We start from the raw sequence: 14,981 nt of genomic DNA, 5'->3' as shown, positions 1-14,981 counted from the left end.
CTCGGGGTGCCCATGTGGCGGCGCGGGCGGGCGCGGCCTCGGTACAGGAGCCGGCGCGGGTCTTGGCGGACGCTGGATCTTCTGCTCGGCTCCCTCGCGCGCGGCGATTGCCGGACGCCCTTCATGCGCCATTCGAGGATCTTCCCCGGGCGCCATGCGGGCCTGCGGCTCCACGGCGGCCGGCTTCGGTTGCTGGGACATCTCCGCGTGAGCCTGCGCCGGTGTCGGCGAGGCCATCGCTGCCTCGGGCCTCCTGGCGGGCGCTTCGGACACGAGCGGCTCGGGGCGTGCCCGAGGTGCGGAGGGCGGCTGCGAAGGCGGGCGAACCGCGGCAGCCTGCTGTGCGGCAGGAGTGCCGGGAGCCGTAGGACGCATAGCCTCTGCCGGCCGTGCCGCGGGTGGCGGCTGGCGGCTGGTGGTCGGCCGGCAGGGCGGCGATCGGCTTCGGGCTCGCCGGAACGGGCGCCATCGAATGCACGACGGGCGGGAGCGCGGCGGCAAGGTGGGCGCTTGCCGGTATCGCAGCTTCGAACGGCCGCCCACTCGCAGTCGCGCTGGCTGGCGCCACCACTTTCACTGTCTGGTTGTTGTTGGTGATGTTCGTGACGTTGGTGATGTTGTTGACGGTCGTGTTGTTCGTCACGTTGTTGATCGTGGTGTTCTGCACGCGCATGCCGACGTTGGTGACGGGCGGCGCACTGACGACCACCGCCGGCGGCGTACCGATCGGCGCGGGCACGATCAGGCCGGGCCGCGAACCGGGAGGCGCGGGAACGAACACGCCAGGCGGCCCGATCGGAGCGATCCCCGCCACCACGCCTGCCGCCGCGATCGACACCGCGAGGCTCAGGCCCAATGGCGGCGGCACGAATGCAACGCCCGGCGGCGACCAATGGCCGGCGACGAAGACCACCACGTTGTCGCGATGCTCGTAATAGGGTTGCACCCATGCATAGCCCGGCTGTGGAGGCGCGGACCAGCGGCCCGCGGCCCACACCCAGTTGCCGTGCCATGTCCAGTAGCCGCCGGTCCACACGGCGCCCACGAATGGCGAGGGTGGCGGCACTTCCACGAGCATCGGCGGCGGAGCCCATGCCACCGCGATGGCAGGAGGCTGATACAGCGGCGGATCGACGTACACGCTCACGACCGGTGGCGCGGCGACGGCGACATGCGCGGGTTGCACGACGGTGCGGACTGCCGTGGCCGGTGGTTGAACGACACAGCCTGCGATCAGGCTCACCATCAGAATTCCGGCGAGTTGAAAGGCCGGCAGAGAAGATGCTTTTCTCATTCGATATTCCCGGTGATGTGCACGTGGCACAGGGAACGACCCAACGGGCTCTCGAGAACCGCCGATGACAGCGCCGGAATGAATTTCATGCGGTAACGATATTCCCACTGTCAAGTCGATCCGTGTCAGGCTGCGCTCAGCCTGGATCCCCTCGACGAGGAAGAAATCGAACGCTCCACAAGCAGGAAGATGAAAAGACCAGTCATCTCCCTAAGTAATGAATTAGATCAATGATTTGCAGCAAACATATAACGGCACGGTAGTTCCATCTCGGCGCCTTGGAAGGAGAAACTGTGCGGCTGCTGGATTCCCAACTTTCGCTCGAGAACGAATCGGGTGGTTCATTCCCCGGGGCTTCGAAAGGTCGAGTTAAGGGGCCTGCCGAAGATATCGATGCCACCAGGATATTGCTCGTCGAGCATCGCTCCAGCTTTTGCGATTCGATGAATGAAGCGTTGCAGCAGCGGGGGCTGCTGATCGATACGGCACGCGGCACCAATGCGATGGAGACTCCCGCGCTCGCACGGGACTATTCACTGGTTCTGCTGAACTCCATGCAACTCGGCGCCGCAGGACTCAGTGCCGTGCAATCAATCCGGCGAAAGACGAATGCGCCGCTGCTTGTTCTTACCGAGCGCGACAGCGTCGCCTTGCGCCTGGCAGGGCTGGAACTTGGCGCGAGCGACTACCTGGTCAAGCCTTTCACGATGCCCCAGCTGCTGGCGCGCATCAGGGCATTGGCGCGCAACAGCGTTGCACGTCCTCAGCCGATACTTTGGCTGGATGATCTGGAAATCAACGAGCGAGATGCGACGTGCTCCCGCGACGGCAAGGACCTCGGGCTGACCAGGATGGAGTTCGTGCTGTTGCTTGCGCTGCTTCGTAATCAGGGGCGCGTGATGTCGCGCGAAACGCTCGCCCGCGAAGTCTGGGGCACGGAGTTCGATCCCGCCACCAATGCGATCAACGTGGCCATACTGCGCCTGCGCAACAAAGTCGATGCGCCCTTCGACGTGAAGCTGCTGCATACGGTGCGAGGCAAGGGCTACGTGCTCGAGCTCAGATCCGGCTCCTGAGCCGACGATCGGCAGGCAGCAGCCCTGCCGTCCGTCTTACGGCAGCTCGCGCGCACTCACCGGGTCTGCCGTCGGCGGCAGCGCGCCGCGCAACGGGCTCGGCGCGAGCTTGCGATCGCCCGTGGCGGCGCGCGGTGGAGGGATGAGTTCGGTGCCTTCCATGCGGGTGCTGCCGTTTCGTCCCTGCGCAGGTACCGGCGGTGTTGCCGGCAGCAGCGGCGCCGCATCCACGGCGCGCAGCATGAGGTTGCCGGTGTCCGGCTGCGTGCGCTGCTGCATGCTGCGGATCTCGTCGTAGCGGCCATAGGAGAAGGACTCGATGGCGTCCGCATCGCGCATCACGGCGGGACGCAGGAACATCATCAGGTTGCTCTTGGTGCGCGTCCGGTCCTCGTTCTTGAACAGGTTTCCCACCACCGGCACGTCTGCGGCCAGCGGTACCTTCTCGATGGTGTTGTTGTAGGTGTCGGAAAGCAGGCCCCCGAGCATGACCAGGCCCCCGTCTTCCACCAGCACGTTCGACTCGATGGAGCGCTTGTTGGTGGTCGGCCCGTTCTGGTTGTTGACCGTATTCTGGTCGACCGTCGAGGCCTCCTGGAAGATGGTGAGCTTCACCGTGCCGTTCTCGTTGATGGTCGGGCGCACGCGCAGCGTGAGGCCCACGTCCTTGCGTTCCACGGTGGTGAACGGATTGACGCCGGCCGAGCCGGCCGCGCTCGCGTACTGTCCCGTGACGAAGGGCACGTTCTGGCCGATGACGATACGGGCCTCCTCGTTGTCCAGCGTCAGCAGGTTGGGCGTGGAGAGGATGTTGGCATCGCCGTCGCTGCCGAAGAAGTTGGCGATGGCGCCCAGCACGTACTGGCCGCCGATCCTGCCGCCCACGCCGATGTTCAGCCCCGGCGCGATCTGGCCCGCCACGCCGGCGGCATTGCGTGTGGCCAGTGCCTGGGTGAGCGCGAGGATGTTGTTCCTGTTGAGGCTGGAGTTGGTGCCGATGACCGCGTTGCGGCCCAGCGCGCTCTGCCATTGCACACCGAAGCTCGCGGCCTTGCTGGCGTTCACCTCGACGATCAGCGCTTCGATCATCACCTGCGCGCGCCGGCCGTCGAGCCTGTCGATCACCGCGCGCATCTGCCTGTATTGCGGCTCGGGCGCGGTGATGATCAGCGAGTTGGTCGACGGGTCGGCCTGGATCTGGCCGCCGGTGGAGGGCTGGTTCGCGTTGTTCAGGGGCGCGTCGGCGGCGCTCGAAGCGCTGCCCTGGCCGCCGCCGTTCAGGCCCACCGGCGAGGCTTGCTGTCCTTGCTGGGACACGCCGCCGCCTGCAGCCTGGGACGCGTTCTGCTGGCCCGCCGCCATCGCGGCACGCAGCGTAGCGGCGAGCCGCACCGCATCCGCATTCTTCAGGTAGACCACGTAGATGTTGCCGGCGGCGCCGTTGCCGGTGTCCGCCGGCGCGCGGTCGAGTTTGTCGATCAGCGCGCGCACGAGCTGCATGCGCGCCGGGTTGGCCGCCCGCACGAGCACCGAGTTGCTGCGCGGATCGGCCATCAGGGTGGTGCGGAACGATGTGTCCGCTGCGTTCACGACAGGCATCGCATCCGGTGACCCTGGCATGCTCGACATGCCGGAAATGGCCGGCCCGCCCGATGCACCCGAGCTGCCGCCGTCGATCAGCCGCTGCAGCATCGGCACGATGTCGGCGGCGAGTGCGTACCGCAGCTGGATGATCTCGACGTCGGATGCGTTTGGAACATCCAGCGACGCGATGACGCGCGCGAGCCGGCGCATGTTGTCCGCGTAGTCCGTGATCACGAGCGAGTTGGTGCCCGGGTTCACGTTGATGCTGTTGTTCGGCGCGATCAGCGGACGCAGCACCGGCAGCAGGTTGCTCGGCGACTCGTAGTTGAGCCTGAAGATCTGCGTGACGACCTGGTTGCCGGCGTTCGGCGGGATGGCGCCGATCGAGGTGTTGACGCTACCGCTTTGCAGCTTGGCGCTGGCCTCGGGCACCACCTTGTAGAGCCCCTCGGCTTCCACCAGGGCGAAGCCCCGTAGCCGCAGCGCAAGGGCGAACTGGTCGAAGGCCGCGGCCGGAGGGATCGCGCGTTCGGTAACGAGGTTCATCGTGCCCTTCACCCTCGGGTCGATCACCACGTCGCGGCCGGTGACCACCGCCATGGTGCGGGCCACCGCCTCGATGTCTGCGTTGAAGAAGTTCAGGGTGATGGGCTCGCCGCCGGCGGGCGCTGCCTTGGCGCCTGCGGGCGTGCGAGCCTGCGTCGGGGAGGCGGCAGCGCCGGCGGACAGCAGTGTGACCTTGAGCGAACTGCCCTGTATCTCGGTCTTGTATGAAGCGGGTTGCCACAGGTTCAGCACGACCCGGCTGCGCTCTCCTGCCTGCACGACATTGATCGAACGCAGGTTGGCCTGGTTCACTTCGACGGCCGCGCGGCCGACTTCGCTGGCAACCCCGGGAAAGTCGAGTGCGATGCGCGGTGGGTTCTGTATGGCGAATCCGCCGGGCAGCTCATCGAGCGGCTGCGCCAGGTCGATCTGGACGACCGCGGTTCCATGCTGCACGTAGCCCGATACCGCCTTGACGGTGTTCTGCGCATGGGCCGCGCCCAGTGCGCCGCAAATCAGCAAGCCGAGGCATGCGGCGCGAACGCCGCGCGCGCCGTTGGGCGACGCCTTCATGCGTCAGTGCCCGCACAACCTGGGGTTGCAGAGGTACTTCGCAGTTGCAGGGCTCGTCCGCCCTGGTATGACGCGGGCGGATTCTTCGTGCATGTTCGAATCGCGGGGCAAAACGGCATCAGGGCCGACAACGATGGTTTGAGTTTCCGCACCGATCCACATCGTTGCTGCTTGGGGCTATGCCGGAAGACGGATGCGCTGTCCGGTACTTCCGGGCACGGATGCTCGCCGATCTGCCTTCATTCCACTAGCCGTCGAAATGAGATTGAGAACCTCATTTTTGCAAGCAATCGGCCAGCGCCCGGGCCGGGATCGCCGGCAATTTAATGGCCCATGAGGCGAGGGGACGCTGGCGCCTGTCGCGCGGGGACCCGTAAGATGCGCTCGCCCGCAGCGGCCGCCGGCCGCGCGTGCTGCAACCGCGTCGTTCCATGCTCGAACTTCTTACCGACCCTCAGGTCTGGATCGCCTTCGCCACCCTGACCGCCCTGGAGCTGGTCCTGGGGATCGACAACATCATCTTCATCTCGATCCTGGTCGACAAGCTGCCCCTGGCCCAGCGGGAGTTCGCGCGGCGCATCGGCCTTTTCATGGCCATGTTCATGCGCATCGGGCTGCTGCTGGTGCTCGCCTGGATCGTCGGCCTGGTGGCGCCGCTCTTCACTGTGTTCAACCAGGAGATCTCGGGGCGCGACCTGATCCTCATCCTGGGCGGGCTGTTCCTGATCTGGAAGAGCACGAGCGAGGTCCACCAGTCGCTCGAAGGCGAGCATGAGCACAAGCAGAGTGCCGTCAAGGCGACCTTCGCCTCGGTGATCCTGCAGATCATGATCATCGACCTGGTGTTCTCGCTCGACTCCATCATCACCGCCGTCGGCATGGTGGACGACGTGCGCGTGATGATCGCCGCGGTCATTGCCTCGGTGCTGCTGATGATGCTGTTCGCCGGCCCGATCGGCCGCTTCGTCTCGGCCCATCCGACCATCAAGATGCTGGCGCTGTCCTTCCTGGTGGTCGTGGGCGTGGTGCTCGTGGCCGAGGGCTTCGACCATCACGTGCCCAAGGGCTATGTGTACTTCGCGATGGCGTTCTCGCTGATCGTGGAAATGCTCAACATCCGCATGCGCACCAAGGCCGCCCGGCGCGTCGAACTGAACCCGCCGCGCATGCCCGGCGATTGAGCCGGGGGCTGCGCGGCGTTCGGCCGCCCGGCTACCGCGCGGCGACCTTCACGAACACCGGGTTCGAATAGAACCAGAGGTCGCTGTAGTTGCGCACGTTGATCGCGTTGAAGCGGGCCACGTTGTCGGTGCCCGTGGTCTGCGCGTCGAAGAGCGGCTCGCCGCCGGCCGTTTCGTTGGGCACGTCGGTACCCAGGTTGGTGCCGCGCAGGCGGAAGTACTGGTTGTTGCCGGCCTTCACCGTGTAGCTCACGGCGAAGTAGCCGTCGGCGTCGAGCTTCCAGTCGGCGCGCGTGAAGCGCTTGAGCACGCGCGTCGACGGGTTGGTGTCGCGCGAGTAGCCCGGTGTGCCCGGCAGTTCGGGGCCGGTCACGTCGCCCGCGATCAGGTCGATGTGGTCGACCACCGGCTTCACGTTGGCGAAGCGGCCGCTGCCGAGCTGGTACTCGAAGTTGTTGCGCTCGGGGCTCTTGAAGCGGATGGTGATCGTCAGGTCTTCACCGGCCTTTGCCGCCACTTCGGAGCCCATCTCGCCGGCCGTCTTGGCGCTCTGGACCTTGAAGTCGAGCGCATCGATCAGGCCGCCGTTCACCGCGAAGAGCTTGCCCGAGCGCATGGCCGCGAGCAGCGACTTCGGATCCTTGATGTCGCCGAACAGATGGTTCTTCGCGTACTCGCCAGGCGCGTAGCCGCTGCTGTACTGGCCCTGCGAGATGGTGAAGTGGTAGTCGGAGTCGGCCACGTTCCAGATGCGGCGGCCTTCGGAGAGCAGCGCGTCCCAGGTGCCGCCGAGCTTGGCGACGAGGTAGTCGACGCCGCCATAGGTGCGCGAAGGCAGGTTGGCATCGATGTAGGCGCTGTTGTAGCCGCCGCGGTCGGGCTCCATCTGGTTGCCGACCATGCCTTCGAGCGAGAAGACGATGTTCGGCGCGAGGTCGTTCATCTCGCGCAGCTGCGCGATCGTGTACTTGCCGGGGTTGCGCGACGGGTGGTTGATCTGCAGGTAGCTGGTTTCGGGGTAGTTCTTCTTGAGCCAGGCGATCGCCGCCATGGTCTCGGCGTGCGTGTTGTAGCCGGTGCCGGCCTTGGGGCCCCAGGCGGCCACGTCGGCGGCCGGGAAGAGCGCCGGATCGCGGTTGGTGAAGAGGTACTCGAACTGGCTCACGGCCTTGAGCGCGGCGTCCGACATCGGGTTGTCGGTCAGGATGCCCACGTTGCCGTGGTCGTGCGAGGGCATGTCCCATTCGAAGGCCGCGAAGATGGTCTTGTCGGCGTACTTGCCGCCGGCCTGCAGCGCCTTGATGCGCGGCACCTGGTACTTGGCCATGCCTTCGGAGAACGGAATCTGCGCGGCCAGCTTGTTGCCGTTGTTGTCGTAGGAAGACAGGCGCAGGTGATCGGAGATTGCCGCCCAGTCGAGCCCGAACTGGTCGAAGGCCTTGGCCAGCACCTGGTCGAGCGTGGAGATCTGCTGGGTGTCGTCCGACTGCATCGTATGGATGTGCAGGTCGCCGACAGTCCATCGGCCCGCCGGGCCGGGAGCCGGCGGCTGTGCCGGGGCGGGTGCGGGTGCCGGCGCAACGGCGGTCGGAGTGCCGGGGGCGGTGGGGAGGAAGGCCGGGCCGCTGGAGCCGCCTCCGCCACCGCAGCCGGTGAGCATCAGGGTGCCGACGGCGAGCGTGGAGAACAGGGTGCGGCGGAACGGCAGGGCGGGCAGGGCGGTCGGGAGGGAGATCGGAAGATTGAACATGGCAGGCTGGAAAAGGAGACGCGCACCTGAAGTGCGCGTCTTCGAGAAAAGCCGCGAGTCTCGGAGGTCGCGATGACGTCCCGATGAAAGTTGAACGAAAGTTCGTTGTCGCCACGCACCACTGGGGCGCTTATGTGCCCTGCGCTCTATAAACTGTGCGGCTCATGAATTCCAGCGCGCCTTCCTCACCGCTCACCGCGTCCGTCGACGAAGAGGTGCTGTCGCGCATGGTGCGCACCGACCAGATGGTGGCGGTGCGCCGCAGCGTGCTCTCGGCCATCCCCATCAACGTGGTGCTGAGCTGCGTCGCGGCGCTGGTCGCCCTGAACGCCGGCCGCGCCTTCGAAGGTCTTTGCTGGCTGCTGCTGTCGCTCATGGTGAACGGCATCCGCAGCTACATCTGCCGCTGGCCCTTCGCGCCCTGGCCGGGCATCGTGCCCGAGAACGGCATCGCGACCTCGCCGGATGCCCGCCCGGTCGAGTGGCATCTGCGGGTCGCGGCGGCCATGGCGGCGGTGTCGGGCTGCGTGTGGGCGCTCATCCCGCTGTTGTGCGACGGGTACTCCTCGCCGCAGGCGGTGTTCTACCTGACGGTGGTGTGCGGTATCTGCGCAGGGGCGGTTACCTACGGCATCGCTTATGCGTTCGTGCCTATCAGCTTCATTGTGCCGGCGCTGCTGTCGGTGGCCGGCTGCCTGGCCTATGCGGGCGGCTTCGACAACCTGAGCCTGGCGGCGATGGTGCTGCTGTACCTGGCGGCGCTCGTGCGTGGCGCGGTGCACAGCGACAGGAATTTCCGCGCAAGCAGCCGCATCCGCAACGAGGCCACTGCCATGGCGGTGCAGCTGCGCAAGGCGCACGCGCAGTCGCTCGACGCGACGCAGCAACTGGCCTTCCGCGCCTCGCACGACTCGCTCACCGGCCTGCTCAACCGCGAAGGCTTCACCGACGCGGCCACGCTGCACCTCGCCGCGCACGATGGCCGCCAGCATGCCCTGCTGCTGCTGGACCTCGACGGCTTCAAGGCGGTGAACGACGCCTTCGGCCACAAGGTGGGCGACCGCGTCCTGCAGGACGTGGCCCACTGGCTGCAGCGCGAAACCGCCGAGATGCAGGCCGTGCTCGGCCGCTGGGGCGGTGACGAGTTCGCCTTGCTCTACTGCCTGCGCAATGAACGCCAGGCGCCGCCCGAGATCGCGCAGGCGCTGATCCGCTCCATTTCCTTCGCCACGGCGCACTACGGCGGCCACCTGGGCGTGAGCATCGGCATTTCGCTCTCGGGCGAAGCCGAGGTGGCCGACATGATCAGCTTCGCCGACGAGGCCCTTCACGAGGCCAAGCGCACCGGACGCAACCGCTACCAGGTCTTCGACAGCGCGCTCAACCAGCGCCTGGCCACGCGCCGCGACGTGGAGCGCGACCTGCTGCAGGCCATCGAATCGCGCGGCATCGGCGTGTGGTACCAGCCGATCATGAGCAGCGACGGCAGCGAGGTCCACAGCCTGGAGGCGCTGATGCGCTGGAACCACCCCCGCCACGGCCACATCGCCCCGGAGGACGTGATCTACGCGGCCGCGAGCACCGGCGTGGCCGAGCCGCTGCTGCGGCACCTGGTCGACGAGGTCTGCCGGGGCATGCGCCAGATGGAGGCCGCCGGCTCGAGCCTCGCGGCCGTGCCGGTGGCCGTCAACGTCTCGCCGCGCGAAATGGCACAGCTGGCGGTGGACGACATCGTGCTCGGCATGCTGAAGCTGCGCGGCATCGCGCCGCGGCGGCTGCAGATCGAGATCACGGAAGAGGTGGCGCTCGACACCCACGCCACGCGCGGCCGGCTGAACGCGCTCTCGGCCGCGGGCGTGGCGATCGTGGTCGACGACTTCGGGGTGGGTTACTCGTCGCTGGCCTCGCTGCGCAGCGAATATGTGCGGCAGGTGAAGATCGACCGCAGCTTCATCCTCGACCTGTCGTCCTCGCCGAGCAACGAGGTGCTGGTGGATGCCATCGTGCAGCTCGGCCACTCGCTGGGCGTGCAGGTGGTGGCCGAGGGCGTGGAGACGCAGGCCGAGCTCGACGTGCTGCGCAACCTGGGGTGTGGGCTGGTGCAGGGCTATCACCTCGCGCGGCCCGCGCCGCTGCCCGAGGTGATGGCGTGGGCCGCCGCGCGCTCGGCGCCTGCGCCCGCCAGGGCAGGCTGAGCTGCCCCCACCCGACCCGTTTGATTACGCCAGCAGGTCGCTGAGCGTGCGCGCGATCACCTTGGTCGCGCGGCGCAGGTCCTCCAGCACCACGCGCTCGTCGCTGCGCTTGGCGTGCGATTCGAGCACGGTGCGCGGGCCGGCGCCGTAGATCACGCCGGGAATACCGGCTTCCACGTACAGGCGCACGTCGGTATAGAGCGGGGTGCCCATGGCCTTGATCGGCTCGCCGAACAGCTCGCCGCCATGCTTCTGGATCGCATCGACCAGCGGCTTGTTGCCCGCCAGGGGCTTCATCGAGTTGGCCAGCAGCAGGCGCTTGATCTCGACAGTGATGCCTTCGCTCTCGGCGGCCGCGTCGGCGATCACCTTGCGGATGGTGGCTTCGACCTCGACCGGGTTCTCCTCGGGGATCATGCGGCGGTCGAGCTTGAACACCACCTTGCCCGGAACCACGTTGGTGTTGGTGCCGCCCTCGATGCGGCCGACGTTCAGGTAGGGGTGCGTGATGCCCTCGACCTTCGACGTCACCTGCTTGTAGAGGGTGTTCTGTGCATAGAGCGCGTTCAGGATCTTCGTGGCGCCCTGCAGCGCGTCGATGCCGGTGGCCGGCACGGCGGCGTGCGCCATCTTTCCGTGCACCGTCACCTCCATCTGCAGGCAGCCGTTGTGCGCCGTGACCACTTCGTAGCTGAAGCCGGCCGCGATCATCAGGTCGGGCTTGGTCAGCCCCTTCTCGAGCAGCCAGCCCGGGCCCAGGATGCCGCCGAACTCCTCGTCGTAGGTGAAGTGCAGCTCGATGCTGCCCTTGGCCGGCTTGGCCACCGCCTCGAGGGCGCGCAGCGCGAAGGTGAAGCTGGCGAAGTCGCTCTTGCTCACGGCGGCGGCGCGGCCGTAGAGGCTGCCGTCGACGATCTCGCCGCCGTACGGGTCGTGCGTCCAGCCTTCGCCGGGCGGCACCACGTCGCCGTGCGCGTTCAGCGCCACCGTGCGGCCGCCGTCGCCGTACTTGCGGCGCACGATCAGGTTGGTGATCGATTCGAGGCCGTAGTCCTTCACTTCCTGCGCGGGCACGGCGTGCTTCTCGGCCGTGAGGCCGAAGTCGTTCAGCAGCTCGGCGGTGCGCTCGGCGTGCGGCGCGTTGTTGCCCGGCGGCGTGTCGGTGGGCACCTGCACCAGTTGCTGCAGGAACTTCACTTCCTCGTCGAAGTGGGCGTCGATCCAGGCGTCGAGCTTGGCGTAGTCGGTCATGGCGTTTTTTCTGTGTTTCAGTGGGCTTGTTCGGTCGCCAGGTTGTCCAGCAGGAGCTGGAATGCCTCCACGGCGAGCTGGATGTCGTCGTTGGTGCTCGATTCGAGCGGGTTGTGGCTGATGCCCGAGTTGATGCCGCGCACGAACAGCATCGCCTGCGGCATCACCTCGTGCAGCTTCATGGCGTCGTGGCCGGCGCCGCTGGGCATGCGAAAGAGCGGAATACCCAGCGCGTCGACGGCCTTTTCCCAGCGTTGCTGCCAGGCGGGCGCGCTGGGCGCGGCGGCCGCGCGCATGGTTTCCTCGAGCTCGTAGCGAACGCCGCGGCGCTCGCAGATGTCCTTCAGCGCCGCGACCACGTCGTTGGCCAGCGCGTCGCGCTGCGCGTTGTTGGGCGCGCGCAGGTCGAGGCTGAACTTGCAGCGCCCCGGCACCACGTTGATGGAGCCGCTGGGCACTTCGAGCATGCCGACGGTGCCGACCGAGTCGCCGTCCTTCGCGGCGCGCTGCTCGGTGTAGAGGATCAACTCGGCCACGGCCGCGGCCGCGTCGCGGCGGCGGTCCATGGGCGTGGTGCCGGCGTGGCTGGCCATGCCGATCACCTCGCCCACGTAGCGCACGCTGCCGTTGATGGAGGTGACGATGCCCAGCGGCAGGTCGAGCTCGGTCAGCACCGGGCCCTGCTCGATGTGCACCTCGACGAAGCCGAGGTAGCGGGCCGGGTCGCGCTGGATCTTCGGGATGTCTTCCTGCTTCAGGCCGGCATGCTGCATGGCCTCGCGCATGGTGATGCCGTCGACGTCCTTCTGGTCGAGCCAGCGCTGGTCGAAGTGGCCGATGAGCGCGCCCGAGCCAAGGAAGGTCGCCTTGTAGCGCTGGCCTTCCTCCTCGGCGAAGCCCACCACCTCGAAGGCGAAGGGCAGGCGCCTGTTCTGGCGCTTGAGCTCGCGCACGCAGGCCATCGGCACGAAGATGCCGAGGCGGCCGTCGTACTTGCCTCCGTTGCGCACGGTGTCGTAGTGCGAGCCGGTCAGCAGGGTCTTTGCGTCGGGCGTGGCGCCAGAACCTTCGACGAAGCCTGCGGCTTCATAGCGGCCGACCACGTTGCCCACGGCGTCGATGTGCACCGAGTCGAAGCCCACGTCGCGCATCAGCGCACTGATCTGCGCGGCGCAGGCGCGGTGCGCGTCGGTCAGGTAGGTGACGGTGAGCTGGCCCTTCTCGGCATAGCCGGGGTCGGTGTGCACCGAGAGCTGCTCCTGCCAGTCCCACACGTCGTTGCCGAGCGTGATCTCGGCGGCGAACTTGTCGTTCAGGCGGATCTCGGCGATGCGATGGATGTTGCGCAGCGCCTCGCCGAGTTCGAAGTCGGGGTGGTTGTGCAGCCGGCGAGCGAAGGTCTCGATGATCTCGCGCTTGGCCAGCCCGGTGCCGCGCGGGCCGCGCACCGCGAGGATGAAGGGAAAGCCGAACTTGGCGTTGTAGTCGGCGTTGAGCTGCTGGATCTTCGCGAACTCCTCGGGCGTGCAGTCGGTCAGGCCGGCTTTGCTCTGCTCGTTGGTCGATTCGGCTGTCAGCGTCTTGCTGACCATGGCCTTGCCGGCGAGCTCGGGGTGGGCGCGGATCAGGCCGATCTGCTCATCGGCCGACGAAGCGGCCAGCGCCTGCACCAGCGCGTGCTTGAGGTGCGCGAGCGAGCGGAAGGGGCGCGCGGCGAGGGCGCGCTCGGCGATCCAAGGCGAGTGCTCGTAGATGCCGTCGAGCAGCGCGACGGCTTCGGCCGGCGCCGCGGCGTTGAGTTGGGCGATGGTGAGGCTCATGATGCGGCTCCGGCTTCAAAGGGATGCGCCTGCTTCCAGTGGCGCGCGATGTCCACGCGGCGGCAGACCCACACCTTGTCGTGCTTGGCGATGTGATCGAGGAAGCGCTGCAGCGCGGTGATGCGCCCGGGCCGGCCGAGCAGGCGGCAATGCATGCCGATGCTCATCATCTTCGGGCTGTCGTCGCCGTTCGGGTCGCCTTCGGCATAGAGCGCGTCGAAGCTGTCCTTCATGTACTGAAAGAACGGGTCGGCGTGCGAGTAGCCCTGCGGCAGCGCGAAGCGCATGTCGTTGCAGTCGAGCGTGTAGGGCACGATGAGCTGCGGCACGACGGTGCCGTCGGTCTTCTGCACCTTCATCCAGAAGGGCAGGTCGTCGCCGTAGTAGTCGCTGTCGTATTCGAAGCCGCCGTAGTCGGCCACGAGGCGGCGCGTGCGGGGGCTGTCGCGGCCGGTGTACCAGCCCACGGCGCGCTCGCCGGTGAGCTTCTCGATGGCTTCCATGCCCAGGCGCATGTGTTCGCGCTCGGTGGCCTCGTCGATGTTCTGGTAATGAATCCAGCGCCAGCCGTGGCAGGCGATCTCGTGGCCCAGTTCCTTGAAGGCGGCGGTCAGCTCGGGATAGCGCTGCAGCGCCATGCCCACGCCGAACACGGTCAGCGGCAGCCCGCGCTTCTCGAACTCGCGCAGGATGCGCCATACGCCGGCACGCGAGCCGTACTCGTAGATGCCTTCCATGCTGATGTGCCGGTCGGGAAAGCTCGCCGGATTGAACATCTCCGAGAGGAACTGCTCGGAGCCCGCGTCGCCGTGCAGCGTGGCGTTCTCGCCGCCTTCCTCGTAGTTCAGCACGAACTGCACGGCGACGCGCGCGCCGTTCGGCCATTGCGCATGGGGCGGGTTGCGGCCGTAGCCGATCAGGTCGCGCGGATAGGGCAGGGTGGAGTCGTAGACGGTCATTGTGTGGATCAGGACAACGCCAGCGAGATGTCGTTGGTCGGGACCTTGCGGTCGAAGGTGAGGTTGGCCTCGACGTGCTCGAGGTGTTCGGTCATGAGGCGCACGGCGCGCTCCTCGTCGCGCGCGGCGAGTGCCTTCACGATGTCGGCGTGCTCGTCGTTGGAGTGCTCGGCCGCGCTGGCGCTCTGGTACATCAGCGTGATGAGGGCGCAGCGCGAGATGAGCTCGCCCAGAATCTGCGCCAGCACCTGGTTGCCCATGAGCTCGGCCATGCGCACGTGGAAGTCGCCCAGCAGTTCGGTGCGCCCGGAGACGTCTTCGCCCGACACGGCGGACTTCTCGAGCGCCACGTGCTCCTTCAGCGCCTTGATCTTGGCCGGGGTGACGGTGCGCACGAACTCGCGCGTCATCTCGGCCTCGAGCATGCGGCGCACCGCGAACACCTGCTTGGCCTCGTCGACCGCGGGCGCGGCCACGAAGGCGCCGCGCGCGGGCTCCAGCCGGATGAGCTTGTTCTGCGACAGCTGGAACAGCGCCTGGCGCACCAGCGTGCGCGAGACGCCGAAGTGATCGGCCAGCTTCTGCTCGGCCAGCTTGGTGCCGGGCTGAAGCCGGTGCTCGACGATGGCCTTCGTGAGGGCATCGACGATCGAACGGGTGGTGGAGGACTCCATGTTTTTCATGATAGACCCAAAGCCGGTAACTGTATACACTTTTGTCCACCGGAATTTCCCGCACCCGCCGATCCGAGC

10 protein-coding genes are annotated in these 14,981 nt (G+C 67.2%); 3 read left to right on the top strand and 7 right to left on the bottom strand.

Features of this window, described 5'->3' with window-relative positions; all coding sequences use genetic code 11:
* Positions 1 to 121: 121 nt before the first annotated feature.
* Positions 122 to 1,246 carry a hypothetical protein gene (locus ABL844_RS23560; RefSeq protein ID WP_418129146.1) on the bottom strand — a complete coding sequence of 375 codons (1,125 nt, stop codon included), beginning with the start codon at positions 1,244 to 1,246 and terminating at the stop codon, positions 122 to 124.
* A 341-nt stretch (positions 1,247 to 1,587) separates the two neighbouring features.
* Between ABL844_RS23560 and ABL844_RS23555 the strand changes: the two genes are divergently transcribed.
* Positions 1,588 to 2,370 (top strand): winged helix-turn-helix domain-containing protein, encoded by a 783-nt coding sequence (locus ABL844_RS23555; RefSeq protein ID WP_418129145.1) that lies wholly within the window; start codon positions 1,588 to 1,590, stop codon positions 2,368 to 2,370.
* 36 nt (positions 2,371 to 2,406) lie between these two features.
* On the opposite strand, the gene gspD is transcribed toward ABL844_RS23555, so the two are convergent.
* The gene (gene gspD, locus ABL844_RS23550; RefSeq protein WP_418129144.1) at positions 2,407 to 5,073 is read right to left on the bottom strand and encodes a type II secretion system secretin GspD; all 2,667 of its coding nucleotides are present in this window, start codon (positions 5,071 to 5,073) and stop codon (positions 2,407 to 2,409) included.
* 431 nt (positions 5,074 to 5,504) lie between these two features.
* Between gspD and ABL844_RS23545 the strand changes: the two genes are divergently transcribed.
* Positions 5,505 to 6,254, top strand: coding sequence for a TerC family protein (locus ABL844_RS23545; RefSeq protein WP_126024292.1), 750 nt, complete (start codon positions 5,505 to 5,507; stop codon positions 6,252 to 6,254).
* Between the two features lie 31 nt (positions 6,255 to 6,285).
* Here the strand turns inward: ABL844_RS23545 and ABL844_RS23540 are convergent, their stop codons facing one another.
* On the bottom strand, positions 6,286 to 8,004 hold the full coding sequence (locus tag ABL844_RS23540; protein ID WP_418129143.1) for an S-layer protein: 1,719 nt from the start codon (positions 8,002 to 8,004) through the stop codon (positions 6,286 to 6,288).
* A gap of 164 nt (positions 8,005 to 8,168) precedes the next feature.
* On the opposite strand from ABL844_RS23540, the gene ABL844_RS23535 reads away from it, so the two are divergent.
* Complete coding sequence (locus ABL844_RS23535) at positions 8,169 to 10,199, top strand: putative bifunctional diguanylate cyclase/phosphodiesterase (protein WP_418121988.1); 2,031 nt, start codon at positions 8,169 to 8,171, stop codon at positions 10,197 to 10,199.
* A gap of 24 nt (positions 10,200 to 10,223) precedes the next feature.
* Here the strand turns inward: ABL844_RS23535 and ABL844_RS23530 are convergent, their stop codons facing one another.
* Genes ABL844_RS23530 through ABL844_RS23515 form a run of 4 tightly spaced genes read right to left on the bottom strand, consistent with a single transcriptional unit; the run spans position 10,224 to position 14,912 of the window.
* Positions 10,224 to 11,450: a M20 family metallopeptidase gene (locus ABL844_RS23530; RefSeq protein WP_126024294.1), complete on the bottom strand. Its 1,227-nt coding sequence runs from the start codon at positions 11,448 to 11,450 to the stop codon at positions 10,224 to 10,226.
* Between the two features lie 17 nt (positions 11,451 to 11,467).
* Positions 11,468 to 13,270: a 2-oxo-4-hydroxy-4-carboxy-5-ureidoimidazoline decarboxylase gene (uraD, locus tag ABL844_RS23525; protein WP_418129142.1), complete on the bottom strand. Its 1,803-nt coding sequence runs from the start codon at positions 13,268 to 13,270 to the stop codon at positions 11,468 to 11,470.
* Positions 13,267 to 14,229: an allantoinase PuuE gene (puuE, locus tag ABL844_RS23520; protein ID WP_126024296.1), complete on the bottom strand. Its 963-nt coding sequence runs from the start codon at positions 14,227 to 14,229 to the stop codon at positions 13,267 to 13,269. The genes uraD and puuE overlap by 4 nt, the downstream gene beginning before the upstream one ends.
* A gap of 8 nt (positions 14,230 to 14,237) precedes the next feature.
* On the bottom strand, positions 14,238 to 14,912 hold the full coding sequence (locus ABL844_RS23515; protein WP_019655080.1) for a GntR family transcriptional regulator: 675 nt from the start codon (positions 14,910 to 14,912) through the stop codon (positions 14,238 to 14,240).
* Positions 14,913 to 14,981 lie beyond the last annotated feature (69 nt).

Origin of the sequence: Variovorax sp. 278MFTsu5.1, from assembly GCF_048305045.1 — a bacterium.
Classification (GTDB): Bacteria; Pseudomonadota; Gammaproteobacteria; order Burkholderiales; family Burkholderiaceae_C; genus Variovorax; species Variovorax guangxiensis.
This window is presented reverse-complemented; position numbering and strand designations above follow the sequence as displayed.